Annotated in this window: 10 protein-coding genes; 6 read left to right on the top strand and 4 right to left on the bottom strand. The window is 72.5% G+C overall.

Going from position 1 to position 19,235, the window contains the following annotated elements:
- Positions 1 to 51: 51 nt before the first annotated feature.
- Together AB5J49_RS44160 and AB5J49_RS44155 are read right to left on the bottom strand one after the other, a co-directional pair.
- Positions 52 to 5,523: a type I polyketide synthase gene (locus AB5J49_RS44160; RefSeq protein WP_369174502.1), complete on the bottom strand. Its 5,472-nt coding sequence runs from the start codon at positions 5,521 to 5,523 to the stop codon at positions 52 to 54.
- Positions 5,520 to 7,907: an AMP-binding protein gene (locus AB5J49_RS44155; protein ID WP_369174501.1), complete on the bottom strand. Its 2,388-nt coding sequence runs from the start codon at positions 7,905 to 7,907 to the stop codon at positions 5,520 to 5,522. Before AB5J49_RS44155 ends, AB5J49_RS44160 begins: the two co-directional genes overlap by 4 nt.
- Positions 7,908 to 8,170: 263 nt before the next feature.
- Between AB5J49_RS44155 and AB5J49_RS44150 the strand changes: the two genes are divergently transcribed.
- Positions 8,171 to 9,199 carry an FkbO/Hyg5 family chorismatase gene (locus tag AB5J49_RS44150; protein ID WP_369174500.1) on the top strand — a complete coding sequence of 343 codons (1,029 nt, stop codon included), beginning with the start codon at positions 8,171 to 8,173 and terminating at the stop codon, positions 9,197 to 9,199.
- Between the two features lie 96 nt (positions 9,200 to 9,295).
- Positions 9,296 to 10,918 (top strand): bifunctional 3-(3-hydroxy-phenyl)propionate/3-hydroxycinnamic acid hydroxylase, encoded by a 1,623-nt coding sequence (locus AB5J49_RS44145; RefSeq protein ID WP_369174499.1) that lies wholly within the window; start codon positions 9,296 to 9,298, stop codon positions 10,916 to 10,918.
- A gap of 6 nt (positions 10,919 to 10,924) precedes the next feature.
- On the opposite strand, the gene AB5J49_RS44140 is transcribed toward AB5J49_RS44145, so the two are convergent.
- The gene (locus AB5J49_RS44140) at positions 10,925 to 13,687 is read right to left on the bottom strand and encodes an AAA family ATPase (RefSeq protein ID WP_369174498.1); all 2,763 of its coding nucleotides are present in this window, start codon (positions 13,685 to 13,687) and stop codon (positions 10,925 to 10,927) included.
- A gap of 385 nt (positions 13,688 to 14,072) precedes the next feature.
- Between AB5J49_RS44140 and AB5J49_RS44135 the strand changes: the two genes are divergently transcribed.
- Genes AB5J49_RS44135 through AB5J49_RS44120 form a run of 4 tightly spaced genes read left to right on the top strand, consistent with a single transcriptional unit; the run spans position 14,073 to position 17,940 of the window.
- Positions 14,073 to 15,455, top strand: a complete 1,383-nt coding sequence (locus AB5J49_RS44135) for a glycosyltransferase (RefSeq protein ID WP_369174497.1) — start codon at positions 14,073 to 14,075, stop codon at positions 15,453 to 15,455.
- Complete coding sequence (locus AB5J49_RS44130; RefSeq protein ID WP_369174496.1) at positions 15,452 to 16,513, top strand: DegT/DnrJ/EryC1/StrS family aminotransferase; 1,062 nt, start codon at positions 15,452 to 15,454, stop codon at positions 16,511 to 16,513. The genes AB5J49_RS44135 and AB5J49_RS44130 overlap by 4 nt, the downstream gene beginning before the upstream one ends.
- Positions 16,510 to 17,712: a cytochrome P450 gene (locus tag AB5J49_RS44125; protein ID WP_369174495.1), complete on the top strand. Its 1,203-nt coding sequence runs from the start codon at positions 16,510 to 16,512 to the stop codon at positions 17,710 to 17,712. Before AB5J49_RS44130 ends, AB5J49_RS44125 begins: the two co-directional genes overlap by 4 nt.
- A gap of 33 nt (positions 17,713 to 17,745) precedes the next feature.
- A complete protein-coding gene (locus AB5J49_RS44120; RefSeq protein WP_345013947.1) occupies positions 17,746 to 17,940 on the top strand; it encodes a ferredoxin in 195 nt (64 codons plus the stop codon).
- Positions 17,941 to 18,009: 69 nt separating this feature from the next.
- Here the strand turns inward: AB5J49_RS44120 and AB5J49_RS44115 are convergent, their stop codons facing one another.
- Positions 18,010 to 19,194 (bottom strand): cytochrome P450, encoded by a 1,185-nt coding sequence (locus AB5J49_RS44115; RefSeq protein ID WP_369174494.1) that lies wholly within the window; start codon positions 19,192 to 19,194, stop codon positions 18,010 to 18,012.
- Positions 19,195 to 19,235: the final 41 nt, after the last annotated feature.

Genomic DNA, 19,235 nt, shown 5'->3' with positions numbered 1-19,235 from the left:
TGGTCCGTCCTCATTTCACGCGGGCACAACAAGTCATGCGGGCACAGCAAGTCACGGTTGGTCGAGCAACTCGTCGTCGATGATCGACAGGAGGTCCTCGACGGAGGCGCTGTTGATGTCGTCCTCGGAGCAACGCGGCGCGGCCGGCGTGCGCAGGCTCGCGAGGAGCTTCTCCAGGCGTTCCCGGACGGCGTCCTGGTCGGCGGCCGGCGCGGAGGGCAACGCCGCCTCCAGCCGGGTGAGTTCGGTCAGTGCCGAGCCGGTGGGTGCGGCGAGCCGGGACAGCAGGTGTTCGGCCACGGCGCGCGGCGTCGGGTGGTCGAAGACCAGCCCGGACGGGACCGGCAGGCCGGTGGCGGCCCTGATCCGGTCGCGCATCTCGACGGCGGTCAGCGAGTCGAAGCCCTGGTCGCGGAACGCCTTGTCGACGCTGATCGAGTCGACGCCGGGGTGTCCGAGGACGGCGGCGGCCTGGGTGCGCACCAGGTCGAGCACGATGGCGGTCCGTTCGTCCTCGGGCAGGGCGGAGAGCCGGTCGGCGAGGGCGGGGGCCTCACCGGCCTGGTCCTCGTCCATGTCCGTGAGGGCCCGGGTGAACTCCGGGATCTCCGTCAGGAGGGGCGCGGGGCGGGCGGCGGTGAAGCCGGGGGCGAAGCGCCGCCAGTCCGTGTGGGCGACGGTCAGGACGGTCTCGCCGTCCGCGACCGCCTCGCTCAACGCGGTCAGTGCGAGCCGCGGCTCCATCGGCAGCATGCCGTGCCGGCGCAACTGTTCGGCCGTCTCGGGGTCGGCGGCCATGCCGGCGCCGTCCCAGGTGCCCCACTGCAGGGAGGTCGCGGCGTGTCCCTGGGCCCGGCGCAGTTGGGCGAGGCCGTCGAGGTAGGCGTTGGCGGCGGCGTAGGCGGGCTGTCCGCCGCTGCCCCAGGCTGCCGCGCCCGAGGAGAACAGGACGAACGCGTCGAGGTCTGACGTGAGTTCGTGCAGGTGGCGGGCCGCGGTGAGCTTGGCGGCCAGTACGGTGTGCAGCCGCTCGGGGGTGAGGGAGGCGACGGGTCCGTCGCCGGTGTCGATGCCGGCCGCGTGCACGACCGCGGTGAGGCTGGGGATGCCGGCCAGCAGTTCGCGTACGGCTTCGCGGTCGGCGACGTCGCAGGCCCGTACGGTCACCTCGGCGCCGTACTCCGTCAAGCGGGCCACGAGCTCGTCGGCGCCGGGTGCCTGCGGGCCCCGGCGGCTGGCGAGGACGAGGTGCTCGGCGCCCCGGGCCGCCAGCGCCTCGGCGACCGCGCCGCCGAGTGCGCCGGTGCCGCCGGTGATCAGGACCGAGCCCGAGGGTGTCCACCCTCCGGTGCGGCCCGCGCGGGGCGCGGGTATCAGGCGGCGGCCGAGGACGGCGTCGCCGCGCACGGCCAGCTGGTCCTCACCGAGCGGGTTGCCCAGGGCGGCGCGCAGTCCTCGCGCGTCGACGGTTTCGGGCAGGTCGACGAGGCCGCCCCAGCGGCGCGGGTGCTCCAGCGCGACGACCCGGCCGAGTCCCCAGAGCGCCGTCTGCGCGGGATCGGTCACGGGGTCGCCGTCGCCGGTCGACACCGCGCCCCGGGTCACGGCCCACAGGGGCGCGGGGACCTCGGCGTCACCGAGCGCCTGGACGAGTGCGAGGGTGGCGGAGAGGGCGTAGGGGGTGTCGTCGCCTGACGTCTGACGGCCGGTGCCCAGCAGCGACACGACGCCCGTGCCGGCGAAGCCGCGCAGCCGCTCCGCGAGCGCCGTGCGGTCCGGCGCGCCGACCTCCAGGACCGTGCCGCCCAGGGCGTCCACGACCGCCGAGGTCCAGTCGTCCCGCTCCCCCGCCGGTACGACGACGAGCCACGCGCCCGGCGCTTGACCGGGCGGCAGGGACAACCGGGTCCAGGACTCGCGGTAGCGCCGGCCGTCCAGAGCGGAACGGCCCTGCCGGCGGGAGCGCCAGGACGCCAGTGCGGGCGCCACGGCGGCGGCGGTGTCGGGGGCGAGGTCGAGCTCGGTGGCAAGGTCGCCGCCGTCGACGAGGTCCCAGAACTCCGCGTCGACCGGGTCGGCGGGGCGGGCGGCGGGCTCGGGCCAGTAGCGCTGCCGTTGGAAGGGGTACGTGGGCAGGTCGACGCGGTGTGCGCCGGTGCCTTCGAAGAGAGGCGCCCAGTCGACGTGTGTCCCGGCGGCGTACAGCCGGGCCAGCGCGGTCACCGCGGCGGCCTCCTCCGGGCGGTCCTTGCGCAGTAGCGCGGCCACCGGCACGTCGTCGGCCGGGGACGTACCGGAGAGGTCGTCGAGCGCGTCACGTACCAGCGCGGACAGCACCCCGTCCGGGCCCAGTTCCAGGAAGGCCGTCGCGCCCTGGTCGCCCAGGGTCCGTACGCCGTCGTGGAAGCGGACCGTCTCACGGACATGGCGGACCCAGTAGTCCGGCGAGGTCAGCTCGCCGGGCGCGGCAAGCCGGCCGGTCAGGTTCGACACCACGGGAATGCGTGGCTCGGCGGCCGGTACGTCGGCGACGGCGGCCCTGAAGTCCTCCAGCATCGGGTTCATCAAGGGCGAGTGAAACGCATGGCTGACCAGGAGACGCCTAGTCTTGCGGCCGGGGAACCGCTCGACGAGCGTGCGCGCTTCGGCCTCGTCGCCCGCGACGACCAGCGAGCGGGGGCCGTTGACGGCGGCGATCGACACCAGGTCCGTCAGGTGCGGCAGCACCTCGTCCTCGGTGGCCTCGACGGCGACCATCGCGCCGCCGGCGGGGAGTTCCTGCATCAGCCGGGCCCGCGCGGACACCAGGCGGCAGGCGTCGGCCAGGGTGAACACGCCTGCGACGTGGGCGGCGGCGATCTCGCCGATGGAGTGCCCGGCGACGAAGGAAGGGGTCACCCCGAGGGACTCGACGAGGCGGTACAGCGCGACCTCGACGGCGAACAGGGCGGGCTGGGTGTGCCGGGTCTCGTTCAGTGCGTCGGCGTCATGCCCCCACATCACCTCGCGCAGCCCGGGGTCCAGTTCGGCGAGGGCGGCGTCGAACGCGGCCGCGAACACCGGGAACCGTTCGTACAACTCCCGGCCCATGCCCAGCCGTTGCGAGCCCTGCCCGGAGAAAAGGAGCGCAAGCTGCCGGTCCTGGGCCGTGCCGCGCGCGATCTCGGTGCCGTCGGCGAGCACCGCCCGGTGCTCCAGCGCGGTCCGGGTCGTCGCCAGCGACAGCGCCACGTCCAGCGGGGCCGCCTCCAGCGCGGCCAGGCGGTCGAGCTGGGTGTCGAGGGCTGGGGCGGTCCGGGCCGACACCACCCAGGGCACGACGGAGGGCGCAACCGAGGGCGCGTCCGCCGGATCGTCCGGCTCGGCCTCGGCGGGGGCCTCCTCGAGGATCATGTGCGCGTTGGTGCCGCTGACGCCGAAGCCGGAGACGCCGGCCCGGCGGGGGCGGCCGGGGTCTGTCCACGCGGTGGGGGCGGTGAGGAGTTCGACGCCGCCCGTGCTCCAGTCGACGAGGGTGGAGGGGGCGGTGACGTGCAGGGTCTTGGGCAGGACGCCGTGGCGCAGGGCCATCACCGTCTTGATGACAGAGGCTACGCCGGCCGCGGCCTGGGTGTGGCCGATGTTGGACTTGACCGAGCCGAGCCACAGCGGCCGGTCGGCGGGCCGGTCCTGGCCGTAGGCGGCGATGAGCGCCTGAGCCTCGATGGGGTCGCCGAGCGTGGTTCCGGTGCCGTGGGCCTCGACGGCGTCGATGCCGGAGGGGGTGAGTCCGGCGGCGGCGAGCGCCTGGCCGATGACCCGTTGCTGGGAGGGCCCGTTGGGTGCGGTCAGGCCGTTGGAGGCGCCGTCCTGGTTGACGGCGCTGCCGCGCAGCACGGCCAGCACGCGGTGTCCGTTGCGGCGCGCGTCGGACAGGCGTTCCAGTACGACGAGGCCGGCGCCCTCGGACCAGCCGGTGCCGTCGGCGCTGTCGCTGAACGCCTTGCAGCGCCCGTCGGCGGAGAGGCCGCCCTGCCGGGAGAACTCGACGAACGTGGTCGGCGTCGACATGACGGTGACGCCGCCGGCCAGCGCGAGGGAGCACTCGCCCTGGCGCAGTGAGCGTGCCGCCCAGTGCAGGGCCACCAGGGAGGAGGAGCAGGCGGTGTCGACGGTCACGGCGGGGCCCTGCAGGCCGAGGGTGTAGGCGATGCGGCCGGAGACGACGCTGCCGGCGGTGCCGGTGGTCCAGTACCCCTCGGTGCCCTCGGGCGCGGCGGTCAGGCCGGTGCCGTAGTCGTGGTACATGACGCCGGTGAACACGCCGCCGTCGGTGCCGCGCAGCGTCGCCGGGTCGATGCCGGCGCGTTCCAGGGCCTCCCAGGACACCTCGAGGAGCAGCCGCTGCTGGGGGTCCATGGCCAGGGCCTCGCGCGGTGAGATGCCGAAGAAACCGGCGTCGAAGTCGGCGGCGTCGTAGAGGAATCCTCCGTGGCGGGTGTGGCTGGCGCCGGCGGCGAGGGCGTCCAGGTCCCAGTCGCGGTCGGTGGGGAACGCGGACACGACGTCCGTGCCGGTGTCGACGATCCGCCACAGGTCCTCGGGGGAGGTGATGCCGCCGGGGAAGCGGCAGGCCATGCCGACGATCGCGATCGGTTCGTCCAGCGGTACGGGTGCGGCGTCGGTGGGCGCCGTGGCGGGGCGTTCGCCGAGGAGTTCGGCCCTGAGGTGGCGGGCGAGCGCGGTGGGCGTCGGGTGGTCGAAGGCGACCGGTACGGCCAGGTGCAGGCCGGTGGCGGTGGTGAGCCGGTTGCGGAGGTCCACGGCGTGGGCGGAGGTGAGGCCGAGTTCTCGGAACGTCCTGCGCGGGGCGACGCGTTCGGTGCCGGTCAGGGCGAGCACGGCGGCGACCTCGGTGCGTACGAGGTCGAGCAGGAAGGTGTCGCGCTCCTCCGGTGTCCTGGCCGTGAGCTGCTGCCGCAGTTCGGTCAGCCGGTGATCGTCCGGTCCCGTCAGGGGTGCGGAGACGTCGATCAGTCCGCGCAGCAGCGGGGGCACTTCGGCCTGTGCGGTGCGCTCGCGCAGAGCGGCGCTGTCGATGCGCATGATCACGGCCTGGGTCATCCCGGCCCCGGTGGCGATGTCGAACATCGCCGTGAACTCCTGGTGGGGCAGGTCACGCACGTGGCCCGTGGTGGTGGGCGCGTCGGGGGAACCGGCGGCGAGGAACAGGGCGGGCAGGCCGCGGTCGCGGCGGTAGCAGGCCAGCGCGTCGAGGAAGGCGTTGGCCGCCGCGTGCTCCTGCGAGCCGGGCAGGCCGAGGGCGCCGGCGACGGTGGACAGCATCACGAAGGCGCGTACGTCGCCGTCCTTGGTGAGCTGGTGCAGGTTGACCGCGCCGGAGACAGCCGTGCGGAACGCGTCGTGTGCGCCTGGCTCGGTGGAGCCGGGGGCGTCCGCGTACTCGCCGTCGCAGTGGACGACCGCGCCCACGGGCCGCTTCAGTCGGCCCAGAGCTTCGGCGAGGGCCTTGCGGTCGGTCACGCGCAGGCGGCGACGGCCACCCGGGCGCCGAGTGCGGTGAGTTCGCCCTCCAGCCGGGCGGTGGTGTCGTCGCCCCGGCCGCGGGGGCCGATCAGCAGCAGGTGCCGGGCGCCGTAGGCGGCGACGAGGTGCCGGGCCAGGGCGGCGCCCAGTGGGCCGGCCGCGCCGGTGACGACGACGGTGCGCTGGAGGTCGACTCCTTGCGCGATGCCGGAGTTGATGGTGGCGGACACCCGCTTCAGACGCGGTGCCAGCACGCTTGCGGAACGCACCGCGAGCTGCGGCTCGTCGGTGGCGACGGCGGACGGCAGCACGCCGGGCGCGGTGTCGTCGGCGTCGATGTCGACGAGGGTGAACCGGTGCGGGTGGGCCACCTGCAGTGAGCGGAGCAGCCCCCACACCGGGGCGTGCAGGAGGTCGCGCACGCCTTCCTCGCCGACGGCGACCGCGTTGCGGGTGAGCACGACCAGGCGGCAGGGGGCGAGGCGGTCGTCGCCGGCCCAGGTCTGGAGGATGTCGCGCACCTCGTCGGTGGCCGTGTGCGCGGCACGGGCGAGTCGGCCGCCGGGGTCCAGGTCGTCGGGGAGGCACAGCACGGCCACGTCCGGCGCGGGCTCGCCGTCCGCCAGGGCGGTGTGCAGGGCGGCGGCATCGGTGTGCGGGGTGACCTGGAGTCCGGTGGCGGTGAGGGCGGCGGTGAGGCCGAAGCGGTCCGGTCCCACGACGGCCCAGCGTGCGGCGGCCTGGAGTCCGGCGGTGCGTAGCGAGGGCAGTGGCGCCCAGTCCATGCGCAGCAGTGCCTCGTGCTGGCCGCCGCTCGCCGCGCGCAGCCGTGCGGGGCGCTCGCGCAGGACGTGCCGGGTGATCTTGCCGGAGCTGGTGCGCGGGATGTGGTCGATCTCGTAGACGGCCTCGGGCACCTTGAAGCCGGACAGTTGGGCGCGGCAGGCGTCGTAGAGCTGTTCCGGGTCGAAGCCGTCCTTGGCGGGGACGACGAAGGCGATGGGCACCTCGCCGAGCACGTCGTGCGGGGTGCCGACGACGGCGGCGTCGAAGACGCCGGGCACCTTCAGCAGGACCTGCTCCACCTCGCCGGGGTGGATGTTCTCGCTGCCGCGGATGATGAGTTCCTTCACCCGGCCGGTGATGGTGAGGTAGCCGAACGCGTCGCGGCGCGCGAGGTCGCCGGTGCGGTACCAGCCGCCCGGCATCGCCTGTGCGGTGGCCTCGGGCTGGTTGTGGTAGCCGAGCATGAGGTTGGGGCCGCGCACCCAGACCTCGCCCTCGGCGCCCTGCGCGACGTCCTCGGCCGTGTCGGGGTCGACCAGACGCACCGTCACCCCGGGCACGGGCAGTCCGCAGGAGCCGGGGATGCGGGTGCCGTGCGGCCAGTTGACGGTGATGAGGCCGCAGGTCTCGGTGCTGCCGTAGCCGTCGAGGAGGGGGATGCCGAAGACCGTCTCGAACTCGGCGCGCAGCGGGGTGGGGCAGTTGGAGCCGGCGGTGAGGCAGCGGGTGAGGGTGGTCGCGCCGGGGGGCGCGGGGCGTGAGCGGGCCGCCTCCAGGAGGTGGTGGTACATGGTCGGGACGCCGGCCATGAAGGTGTACGTGTCCTCGTCGAGGGCGTGCAGCACCTCGTCGGCGGAGAAGCCGTCGAGGAGGCGTGCGGTGGCGCCGGTCGCGGTCACGCCGATCACGCACAGCACGTGGGCCAGAGAGTGGTGCAGCGGCAGCGGCCACAGCACCGTGTCGTCCTCCGAGAGGCCGACGACGGGTGCGTAGCAGGCGGCGACCGACCACAGGCAGGAGCGCTGGGTCGACAGCACGCCCTTGGGCTTGCCGGTGGTGCCGGAGGTGTAGAGCATGAACGCGGCCTCGTCCAGGCCCTGGTCGTCGCGGGCGGGCTGCGCCGGGTCGCGGCCGACGAGGTCGTCGTACGACACCAACGCGCCGCTGCCTGGGCGGGGTTCGGGGGCGTCGCCCGTGACGACGACCCTGAGGTAGGGGCGGCCGGGCAGCAGGGTGCGTACCTGCTCCAGGTGGGCAGGGTCGGTGATGACCACGCGGGCGCCGCTGTCGTCGGCGGCGTAGGCGAGTTCGGCGTCGGCGCAGTGCGGGTTGAACGGCACGGCGACGCCGCCGGCACGGGTGACGGCGAGGTAGCTCTCGACGATCTCGACGCCGTTGCCGAGGTGGATCAGCGCGCGGTCGCCGGGTTGCAGGCCCAGGTCGGCCAGATGTCCGCCGAGGCGCCGGGTGCGCCGCTCCAACTCCGCGTACGTCACGGTCCGCCGGTGGTCCTGGAAGGCGACCTTGCCGGGGATGCGCTCGGCGTGATCGCGGAGCAGGTCGGACAGGGGCCGGATCAGTTCGGTGCGAAACATTCCGACGACGCTCCCTCATTACGGGCGACAGGCGCGATGCTGACGTCGAGCATGCCCGAACAACAAGTAGGAAAAATCCGAGTCCTCGGGCCGCCGGAAGGGCTCCCCCTATCGAATCCGGGGCACCGGGCGGAACCACCCCTATGACCCCCCTATCCGCACGCAGCTCCAAAGGTCCACGCCGGGCGGGCCCGAAATGCCCGTACTGCGGGTGCTACGAATGAGGCCGATCGATTTCCTGATCCCGAGAAGGGCGTTCTTCGATGACGCAGGTGAATCCGGCGGTCGGCCTCGGCCTTCCTTCCTCCACTTTCATGAATCCGGCCGATGTCACCGACGCGGTGCTCGGCGGGAACGTCCTCGGAGTCGTCAACTACACGACCGAGCCGACCGAGCCGGGCATCGAGAACGGCGCGCTGACGATCGACCTGCACATGGCGCACACGGCGGACGAGGCGTTCGCCGAGGTGTGGACCACCGACCGGCCGGTGGAGACCGGAGTGGTGCGGGAGGTCGCCTACGCGCACGACGGCGAGTATCTGATCGTGGTCGGCCGCATCCCCCAGGCCGGTCGCTATACGGAAGCCACCCGTGCCGCGTACTGCACCGCGCTGGAGCTGATGGACGGCCTCGGCTACAAGAACTGCTTCCGGATGTGGAACTTCGTGGCCGACATCAATGGGGACAACGCCGACGGCCTGGAGGTCTACCGCGACTTCTGCCGGGGGCGCGCGGAGGCGTTCGAGCTGTTCCACTTCGGGGACCAGGAGGTGCCCTCCGCCACCGGCATCGGCGCGCTGGGCGGCGGGATCTCCTTCTACTTCCTGGTCAGCCGGTCGGCCGCGCCGACCTCGGTGGAGAACTCCAAGCAGGTGTCCGCCTACCACTACCCGCAGCAGTACGGCCCGCGCCCGCCGAAGTTCGCGCGCGCCACCTACCTCGCCGAGACGCACACCGACCGCAGCGGCGGGCAGATCTACGTGTCGGGCACCGCGAGCATACGAGGGCACGAGACGCTGCACGAGGGCGATCTGGTGAGGCAGGTGGAACTCTCGCTGGACAACATCGCCCACCTCATTTCCCGGGACAATCTCGCCGCCCATGAGATCGAGCGGCGCACCGGACTGAGCGACCTCGACAACATCAAGGTGTACGTGCGCCACCGCGAGGACATTCCCGTCGTACAACGAATGTGCTCGGAGTATTTCTCACCCGCCGCGAGGACCGCCTATTTGAACGTCGACGTCTGCCGTTCCGGTCTCCTGGTGGAGATCGAGGGAATCGTCCCCTGAAGCCCTGTCGCACAACTGGGCAATCACCTCGACACCTCGGCCCTATCATCCGGGAGGCGTGATCGATTCCGTTTCCCGACCGCGGAGATGCCCCCCATGATGCCGTCCTCAGCAGCGCGCTCCGGCCCCGCCGCCTCCGGTCTCACCGCGGACGTCGCGGTGGTCGGGTGCGGCCCGGTGGGACTCGTCCTGTCCATCCTGCTGGCCCACCGCGGATGGCAGGTCGTCATCCTGGAGAAGTACGAGAACCAGTACCCGTTCCCGCGCGTGGTCGCCTTCGACGGCGAGACCGCGCGCACGTTCGCCACGGCGGGCATCGGCGCCGAGCTGATGGAACTGGGCGAGCCGCTCGGGCAGTACATGTTCCAGAACGGCGCGGGCCGGGAGCTGTTCAGCTTCGAGGCACCGTACGAGCCCGGCCGCGACGGCTGGCCGATCGCCACCGTCATGCATCAGCCGACGTTCGAGAAGGCGCTGCGCGCGCACGTCGCCGAACTGCCGAACGTCACCGCCCTGTTCGGGCACGAGGCGCGGCAGATCACCGACCACGGCGACCATGTCGAGATCACCGCCCCGGGCGCCGGCGGGCCGGCGGACGGGCGGGTCACGGCGTCGTACGTCGTCGGATGCGACGGCGCGAACAGCTTCGTGCGCGACGCCATGGGCGCGAAGCTGACCGACCTCGGCTTCGCGCACGACTGGCTGCTCGTCGACGTCGTGTTCCACGAGCCGCGCTCGTTCCGCCCCAACGACGTCCAGATCTGCGATCCGAACCGGCCGACCACGATCGTCGCCTCCGGCCGGGGCCACCGCCGCTGGGAGTTCATGCGGCTGCCGGGCGAGTCGGTCGAGGAGCTCAGCACCCACGAACGCATGTGGCAACTGCTCGCACCGTACGACGTGACGCCCGAGAACGCCGATCTGACCCGCAACATCGTCTACACGTTCCAGGCGGCCCTCGCCGACAGCTGGCGGGCCGGACGGCTGCTGCTGGCCGGTGACTCAGCGCACCTGATGCCGCCGTTCGCGGGGCAGGGCATGTGCTCGGGCATCCGGGACGCGGCGAACCTGGCGTGGAAGCTGGACCTCGTGCTGCGCGGCACGGCCCGCGACACGCTGCTCGACGTGTACCAGGCGGAGCGGTCCCGGCAGGTGCGGCACACCATCGACATGTCCATCGAGGTCGGCAGGATCGTCTCCGAACTCGACCACGCGGCCGCCGCACGCCGCGACGCCTATCTGATCGGCCTGCACTCCCGGCCCGACGCGCCGTCGCTGTCACCGTCGTGGTTCGCCCTGGAGGACGGCGTCGTACGCCGTGACGCCTCGGGGTCGGTGGCGCCGCGGGCCGGTGAGCTGTCGCCGCAGGGCGTGGTGGCGCGCGGCACGGTCAAGGACCGCTTCGACGAGGTGGTCGGCCGGGGCTTCCAGCTGATCACGACCGTCGACCCGTACGAGACGCTGTCCGAGGACGACCTCGACTTCCTCAAGTCGATCGGGACGCGCCTGGTCCGGGTCCTGCCGGCGGGGATCCCGCCGAAGCGGGCGCGGGATCACGAAGTGGTGGACGTGCAGCGGACGTATCTGCCCTACCTGGCGCAGACCCGCCAGACGGGGGTGCTGGTGCGGCCGGACCACTATGTGTTCGGGTTCGCCGGGGACCGTGCCGACCTGTCGGTGCTGGTCGGTGAACTGCGCGAGCAGCTGCACCTGGTCTGAGACGGTTCAGGCCGTGTCCGGCAGATGGCTGTGCAGGCCGGTCGGCAGGTCCTTGCGGTACTTCACGTTGAGTTTGCGGTAGACCCGGGTGAGGTGCTGCTCGATGGTGCTCGGGGTGATGAACAGCTTGCCGGCGATCTCCCGGTTGGTGAGGCCGACCGCGGCGAGCGCCGCCACCCGCCTCTCCGCATCGGTGAGCCGGGAGATCGGGTCGGTCGGCGGCTGTTCCTCGGGTGACTCGTCGTCGGGCCCGCGCCGGCTGGGCAGGAGTTCGTCGCGCAGCGCCGTCGCGTCGCACACGTTCGCCACGTGCCAGGCGCGCCGGGCGACGCTCCAGGCCCGCCGGTGCTCGCGCAGCGCCTGGTGCGCGTTGCTCAAGTCGCCCAGTGCGCGGGCGAGTTCGTACTGGTCGCCGCACTCCTCCAGGACGGCGACGGCCTCGTCGAGCAGCCGGGGCCGGTGCTGGGCCGCGGTGGTTGCCGCGAGCAGGCGCAGGGCCACGCCGCGGGTGCGCGAGGTCTCCGGGCCGAGCCGGGCGAGCTGTTCGTTGAGGAGCCGTTTGGCCTCGTCGCGGTTCTTGCCGTGCCGCAGCCACGCCTCGGCGGCACTGGTACGCCATGGCACGAGCACCGACTGGTCGATGCCCCACTCGTTCATCAGCTCGCCGCACGAGAGGAAGTCCGCGAGCGCGGCGTAGTGCCGGTCGGTGGCCAGGAAGTGGTGGCCGCGGGCGTGCAGGTAGGGCAGGCCGTAGCGGCTCCGGAACATGGCGTCGGGCACGGGCTGGGTGAGGTGGGCGGCGGCCTCCTCGTGCCTGCCCTGCTTGGTCGCCGTCTCGACGAGGACGCCCAGCGGGACGCCGACCGCGACTCCCCAGCCGCCCGGGGGCATGAGGGTGAGCGCGTCGCGGGCGTGGGCGTGGGCCCCGGCGAGGTCGCCCTCGCGCAGGGCGATGTCGCCGCGCACCCCGGCGTAGAGCGCCTGTGCCACGGCGAGGTCCCTGGCCCGGGCGTCGTCGAGGAGTTTGTCGCACCAGGACCGGGCGAGGTCGAGGCGGCCGGCGTGCACGAGGGCGTGCAGCGCAGGCAGTGCCGTCTGGGGCCCCCAGGACATGCCGTCGCTCGGCCGCGCGACCTGCAGCACGTGCTCGGCGTCGGTGACGGCGTGTTCGTCGGGCCCCTGGGTGAGGACGGTCGTCAGCGCCGTCACGGCCCTGAGTGCCGGGCCGGTGGTGCGGCCGGCCGGTTCGCTGTCGCGGTCGGTCCCGGCGGGTGGCCGGGTGCGTCGGGCGAGCGGCGGGTGGGTGCAGGCCAGCCACAGCTCGGTGGTCCGGTCGGCGGTGCCCGGCTGGTGCCGGGCGCGCCGCAGCCGTTCCATCGCCTCGGCCGCCTCGTCGACGCGCCCGTGCCACAGCAGGGGCGGCACCAGGGAGCGCACATCGAGGTCGGACAGCCGCCCGGCGCGCATCGCGTCGGTGACGGTGGTGAGCCGGCGGCCCGCGGCGGCGGGGTTGACCCGCGACTCCACGCGCACCAGCTTCGCCGCGATCGCCGCCTGCCGGTGTGCCTCGGGGCAGGCGCGGTGGGCGCGTTCGAGGCAGCGCAGCGCCGTGTCGATCCGTTCCTCGCGCAGCGCGTGCTCGGCGGCCTCCTCGAACACCGGTACCGCCCAGCTCTCGTCGGCCCTGTCGGCCCCGTCGGCGCGCAGCAGGTAGGGCGCCACCTCGGTCGCGGGCGCTCCCTCGTCGTGCAGCAGCAGAGCGGCGCTCCGGTGGGTCCGGCCGCGTTCGTCGGCGGGCATGTCGTCGAGTACGGCGGTGCGGGCGGCGTCGGTGCGGAAGCGGCCGTCGGCCAGCAGCCCGGCGTCGGTCAGGAGGTCGAGCGCCGAGCGCACCGCCTCGACATCGAGGCCGGCGAGGCGGCCCAGCCGCTCGACGGTGGCGTGGGCGCCGGTGACGGCGAGCGCGCGGGCGACCGCCACGACGTACGGCTCGCAGCGGTGGACACAGCTGACGAGGGCCCGGCGGAACCCGGGGCCGGGCGCCGGTGCGCCGTCCGCGTCCGGCCCGGCCGTCCGCCGGTCGGCGAGCAGGGACCGGGCCAGCAGCGGGTTCCCCCCGGTGAGCGCCATGGCCTCGCGGCCCGCGTCGGCGCCGCCGAACAGGTCGGCCATGCCCGCCTCCGACAGGGGCGCCACGCCGATCTCATGGCAGTGCGGGTGCCGTGACAGCTCGGTGTGCAGCGGGGAGTGGGCGGCGCCGGGGCTCGCCGTGCGGGCGAGGAGCAGCAGGATGCCGGCCCGGCCGAGGCGGGGGACGAGCGACAGCAGCCAGTGCAGGGACTGCGGGTCCGCGTGCTGTACGTCGTCGACGGCGATCACCAGCGGGCTGTCCGCGGCGAGGTCGAGCAACGCCAGGCACAGCGTGTGCAGTTGGTGGGCGGTCGCGGGTCCCGCGGTCCGGGTCGCCGCGTCGAGCAGGTCCCTGACCTGGGCAGGCGCGCCGAGCGCATGCAGGAGCTGGCCGGCCACGCCGAAGGGCAGGCCGCGTTCGAGGGCCGAGCAGGTGGCGGACACGAACCGTTCGCCGCAGCGCTCGCCGAACCGGTGCAGCAGCTCGGTCCTACCGCAAGCCACCGGGCCCGTCACGAGGGCGACCCGGCCCGATCCGGCGACGGCGTCCGACAGCAGCGCGGTGAGGCCGGCCCACTGGGCGTCGCGTTCGATCAGTCCCGTGCACCCCGCCTCGGCGCGCCGGTCCGTGCCGGTCATGTCGCTGCACCTCTCACCTGGGGCCCTTCCGACGGAGTCCGCGCGGCGTCGCGATGCCCGTCAGGTGCTCTCACCGCACCGCGAGAGCCCGCACCGGACGCCGCTCCCTCTGGTACGGAGATCCGTCAGAAGGGCCCATGGCCGCGTGCTCATCGTCGCGGCCGCGGACGGGGTGCCGAAAGCGCAGCACAGAGGTTCTAGGGCATCACCTGGACATCGGGCGGGCGGCAACTCTAGGGCTTCACCTCGACATGGCCCGCACCCGGCGACACCGGCACACGGCGTCGGGCAGGCTCGGCGCCACCAGCAGATTCCGCCACGCCAGATCCCGCCGTGCCAGATTCCGCCATGCCAGATTCCGTCATGCCGCCTGAAGGGTGCAGCCATGAGTCAGCGGCCGATCCTGTTCGTCAGCCTGCCCGAGAGCGGTCTGTTGAACCCGATGTTGGTGCTCGCGGAGGAACTGTCCCGTCGTGGCGTGGCCGACCTGTGGTTCGCCACCGACGACAAGGCGCGCGAGGAGGTCGCGGCGACGGCGGTCGGCTCCCCCGTCGAGTTCTTCTCCCTGGGCGAGGTCGTCTCCGAGATGTCCTCGGTGACCTGGGACGACAGCACGTACGCGGCGGTGACGCAGCGGTCGCGGTTCAAGGCGCGGCGCGCCGTGATCGAGCAGACCGACCGGCCCGCGCTGCGGGTGCCCAAGTACCGGGCGCTGGAAGAGGCGGTGGAGAAGATCCGGCCGGCCCTGATGGTCGTGGAGAGCATGTGCCAGTTCGGCTGGGAGCTCGCCATCTCCAAGGGGATCCCGTTCGTGCTCAGCGACCCGTTCGTGCCGTCGAACCTGCTGACCTCGGCCGTGCCGATCGGGCCCTCGCACACTCCCAAGGGCTTCCCGGTGCCGCACTCGGGCCTGCCCGCCGACATGTCGTTCCTGCAGCGGTGGCAGAACAGGCTGTTCCAGTGGCGGACGCTGGCCATGGCGTTCGGGAAGTTCAACAAGGAGCGCAACGCGGTCGACGCGCGGGTGCGGGCGGAGCTGGGCATCGCCCCTGAGGCGTACGGCCAGTTCTGCCGCGTGGAGCGGTCGGAGCTGGTGCTGTGCTACTCGATCCCGGAGATGGACTACGCCTTCGACATCCCGGCGAAGCTGCGCACGGTCGGCGCGCTGGTGCCGCCACTGCCGCAGTGCCCGCCCGGCGAGCTGTCCGCCTGGCTCGACGCGCAGGGGTCCGTGGTCTACATGGGCTTCGGCACGATCACCCGGCTCACGGCCGGGCAGGTGCGGGCGTTCGTGGAGGTGGCCAGGCGGCTGGAGGGCCGGCACGCGGTGCTGTGGAAGCTGCCGCGCGACCAACAGGCCCACCTGCCCGCGGACCTGCCGGGGAACCTGCGGGTCGAGACCTGGGTGCCGTCGCAGCTGGACGTGCTGGCGCACCCGAACGTGAAGGTGTTCTTCACCCACGCGGGCGGCAACGCGTACACGGAGAGCATCCACTTCGGAAAGCCGATGGTGTCCCGCCCGCTGTGGGTCGACTGCTACGACCAGGCCGTGCGCGCCGAGAGCTTCGGCGTGGGGCTCACGCTGTCGAAGCCGCACACTGTCGACCCCGACGAGGTGCTCGACAAGCTGACCCGCGTGCTCGACGACCCCGCGTTCACCGAGAACGCCCGGCGTCTGGCCGCGCTGCAACAGGCCGCCGGCGGCCGGACCGCCGCCGCCGACCTGATCCTGGACCTGCCCGCGCTGTCTTCGGAAGTGAGTCGATGAGCTTCACGTATCCCGTGTCGATGCCGTCGCTGAAGGGCAACGAGCTCGACTACGTCACCCAGGCCGTCACCAGCGGCTGGATCTCCTCGCAAGGGCCTTACGTGCCCCGGTTCGAGGAGGCCTTCGCCGCCTACAACGGGGTGGCCCACGGGGTGGCCTGCTCCTCGGGGACGACCGCGCTGACGCTCGCTCTGCGCGCCCTCGGGGTCGGTCCCGGCGACGAGGTGATCGTGCCGGAGTTCACGATGATCGCCTCCGCGTGGGCGGTCACCTACACGGGCGCCACGCCGGTGTTCGTGGACTGCGCCGACGACCTCAACATCGATGTGACGAGGATCGAGGAGAAGATCACCCCGCGCACCAAGGTGATCATGCCGGTGCACATCTACGGCCGGCGCTGCGACATGGACGCGATCCTGGAGCTGGCGTACGAGTACAACCTGCGCGTCGTGGAGGACTCCGCGGAGGCGCACGGCATCGCGCCGACCGGCGACATAGCCGCGTTCTCCCTGTTCGCCAACAAGATCATCTCGGCGGGCGAGGGCGGCATCTGCCTGACCGACGACCCCCATCTGGCCCGCCAGATGGCGCATCTGCGCGGCATGGCGTTCACCCGGGACCACAGCTTCCTGCACAAGAAGCTCGCCTACAACTTTCGCATGACCAACCTCCAGGCGGCCGTGGCGCTGGCCCAGACCGAGCGGCTGGACGAGATCCTGGCCACCCGGGCACGGATCGAGAAGCGCTACGACGAGGGACTGCGCGGCATCGACGGCATCACCCTGATGCCGGAGCGGGACGTGCTGTGGATGTACGACCTGCGCGCCGAACGCCGGGAGGAACTCCGGGAGTTCCTCGCTGGCCAAGGCATCGAGACCCGCCTGTTCTTCAAGCCCATGAGCCGCCAGCCCGGCTATCTGGCCCCGGTCTGGCCGACGCTGAACGCGAACCGCTTCGCCGAGGACGGCCTGTATCTGCCGACGCACACCGAACTGACCGAGGAAGACCAGGAGTTCATCGTGGCGCAGGTCCGCGCGTTCTACGAGGTGTCGTCATGACCTCCTCCCCCACGGCCGGCGCTGAGGCCGACGCCGAGGATGAGATCGTCCCGTTCGTGCTGCCCCGCCCCGGCGCCCCGTTCCCGCCCCCCGAGTACACGGAGTTCCGGCAGCGGCCCGGCCTGGTGAAGGCCGCGCTGCCCTCGGGCGACACGGTGTGGCTGGTGACCCGGCACGAGGAGGTGCGCCAGATCCTCACCGACCCGCGGATCAGCGCCAACCCCGCGCACCCGGGCTTCCCCCGCCCGTCGCGCACCGGGGGCGTGCCCACCGCCGACGAGGTGCCGGGCTGGTTCGTGGCGCTCGACCCGCCGGACCACACCAAGTTCCGCAAGGCGCTGATCCCCGAGTTCACGGTGCGCCGCATCCGCGCGCTGCGGCCGGTCGTCGAGGAGATCGTCGACCACACCATCGACCAGATGCTCGCCCGGGGCGACAGCGCCGACCTCGTCGAGGACTTCGCGCTGTCGGTGCCGTCGCTGGTGATCTCGTCCCTGCTCGGCGTGCCCAAGGTGGACCGCGGCTTCTTCGAGGCCAAGACGAAGGTCCTCGTCACCATCAACTCGACCGACGAGGAACGCGACAACGCCTCCCAGCAGCTACTGCGCTACCTCAACCGGCTGATCGCGATCAAGACCAAGCGGCCCGGCGACGACCTGATCAGCAAGCTGGTCGAGGGCGGGCTGCTGTCCCCGCAGGAGCTCTCCGGCGTCGCCATGCTGCTGCTGATCGCCGGTCACGAGACGACGGCGAACAACATCGCCCTCGGCGTGGTCACCCTGCTGAACGACCCCCGGTGGATCGGCGACGAGCGCACGATCGAGGAACTGCTGCGCTTCCACTCGGTCGCCGACCTGGTGGCGCTGCGCGTAGTGGTGGAGGACTTCGAGATCGGCGGCCGGCTGCTGCGGGCCGGCGAGGGCGTCGTACCGCTGGTGGCCGGCGCCAACCACGACCCCGCGGCCTTCGACCACCCGCATGTGTTCGACCCGTCCCGGTCCGCGCACGGGCATGTGGCGTTCGGCTACGGCGTCCACCAGTGCCTGGGGCAGAACCTGGTGCGTCTGGAGCTGGAGGTCGCCTACCAGAAGCTGTTCGCCCGCATCCCGACCCTGCAGATCGCGGTTCCGCCGGAGGAACTGCCGTTCAAGTACGACGGGGTGCTCTTCGGACTCCACGCACTGCCGGTGCGGTGGTAGCGCCCCTTCAGCGCCCTTCCCGGAGGAAAGATCATGACGCGCATCAGTGTGGACACCGACAAGTGCATCGGGGCGGCGCAGTGTGTGCTGACCGCGCCCGAGGTGTTCGACCAGGACGACGACGGGTTCGTCGCCCTCCTGCAGGAGGAGCCGGAGGGGCAGGAGGAGCGTTCGGCGCGGATGGCCAGGTCGGTCTGTCCGGCTCAGGCGATCACCGTGCACGAGTGACCCGCCCCCGACCGCTTCCGAGCATCGAAACGGCCCCCGCCCTCGGGCGGGGGCCGCTTTTCGTGCGGGTCACCAGGTGACGGGGAACCTCGCCAGGCCGCCGGCCAGCCGGCCGCCGGGGTGCGACTCCAGTTCCGCCTCCGGCACCGCGAGGCGCAGCGAGGGCAGGCGGGAGAACAGCGCGGTGTAGGCGACGGCCAGGATGATGCGCACCAGCGGCGCGCCCGTGCAGTGCCGCATGCCGTGCCCGAACGTGAAGTGCGGGTTGGGCGTGCGGGTGACGTCGAAGCGGGACGGCTCCTCGAAGGCGCGGGCGTCGTGGTTGGCCAGCGAGAAGTCGAGCATCACCAGGTCGCCCTCGGCGATGGTGACCCCGCCGATCTCGATGTCCTCGCTCGCGTACCGGGGCAGCACGGGGCTGCCGATCGTGGCGCGCATGACCTCGTCGACCGCCCGGACCATGACGTTCGGGTCGGCCATGGCGAGGGCGAGCTGGTCGGGGTTGCGCAGGAACAGCAGCACCCCGAAGTCGAGGTGGGAGGCGAGCCCGGACAGGCCGGTGAACAGCAGCGTGACCGTGTGCAGTCCGATCTCCTCGTCGGTGAGACCGGAGTCGATGAAGCGGGAGATCACGTCGTCGCCGGGTTCGTCACGGCGTTTGGCGCCCAGCTCGGCGGCGTAGCCGAACAGGGCGTCCATGCCGGACTCGGCGTGCTGCCGGTCGGTGTCGCCGACGGTGTCCATCATGGCGAGCAGCCGCCGGCGGTCCTCTGCGGGGACGCCGACCATGTCGCACAGCGCCTGCTGGGAGTACTCCATCGAGTAGGACTCGTGCAGGTCCGTGGTCGGGCCGGCGGCGATGATCCCGTCGAGCCTGGCGTGCGCGATCGCCTCGACGCGGGAGCGGCGGTCGAGGACCTTCCGGGCGGCGAAGCTCTTGGTGTACAGGACACGCTTGTTCTCGTGGGCGCGCCGCTCGGTCTCCACGTCGTCGCTGGTGACGAGCATGTCCAGCATCGGGTTGCGGAAGAACCGGGGCGCGTTCTGCGGATCCTTGTGCGAGCGGCCGAGGCGGTGGTCCTGCAGCAGCGCCTTGACCTCGGCGTGGCGGGTCACCAGCCACCCCTCGTCGCCGGCGGGCGTGAGGATGCGGCACACGGGGGCCTGTTCCTGCAGACACAGGCGGATGTCGCTGAAGGCGAGGATCGAGGGCTGTTCGACCCCGATCAGGGGCAGTTGCTGTGAGAGAGGCATGGGATCCTTCCCGCTGGTGGGGGTGGCTGGGGCCCGCCGGT

This window comes from Streptomyces sp. R28, from assembly GCF_041052385.1.
GTDB lineage: Bacteria > Actinomycetota > Actinomycetes > Streptomycetales > Streptomycetaceae > Streptomyces.
Note: the sequence above shows the minus strand (reverse complement) of the source record. Positions and strands in the feature narration are given on the sequence as shown.

Bases quoted from the DNA above. Each gene is read 5' to 3' on its own strand.
- AB5J49_RS44155 (WP_369174501.1), bottom strand. From the start codon at position 7,907: ATGTTTCGCACCGAACTGATCCGGCCCCTGTCCGACCTGCTCCGCGAT.
- AB5J49_RS44150 (WP_369174500.1), top strand. From the start codon at position 8,171: ATGACGCAGGTGAATCCGGCGGTCGGCCTCGGCCTTCCTTCCTCCACT.
- AB5J49_RS44145 (WP_369174499.1), top strand. From the start codon at position 9,296: ATGATGCCGTCCTCAGCAGCGCGCTCCGGCCCCGCCGCCTCCGGTCTC.
- AB5J49_RS44140 (WP_369174498.1), bottom strand. From the start codon at position 13,687: ATGACCGGCACGGACCGGCGCGCCGAGGCGGGGTGCACGGGACTGATC.
- AB5J49_RS44135 (WP_369174497.1), top strand. From the start codon at position 14,073: ATGAGTCAGCGGCCGATCCTGTTCGTCAGCCTGCCCGAGAGCGGTCTG.
- AB5J49_RS44130 (WP_369174496.1), top strand. From the start codon at position 15,452: ATGAGCTTCACGTATCCCGTGTCGATGCCGTCGCTGAAGGGCAACGAG.
- AB5J49_RS44125 (WP_369174495.1), top strand. From the start codon at position 16,510: ATGACCTCCTCCCCCACGGCCGGCGCTGAGGCCGACGCCGAGGATGAG.
- AB5J49_RS44120 (WP_345013947.1), top strand. From the start codon at position 17,746: ATGACGCGCATCAGTGTGGACACCGACAAGTGCATCGGGGCGGCGCAG.
- AB5J49_RS44115 (WP_369174494.1), bottom strand. From the start codon at position 19,194: ATGCCTCTCTCACAGCAACTGCCCCTGATCGGGGTCGAACAGCCCTCG.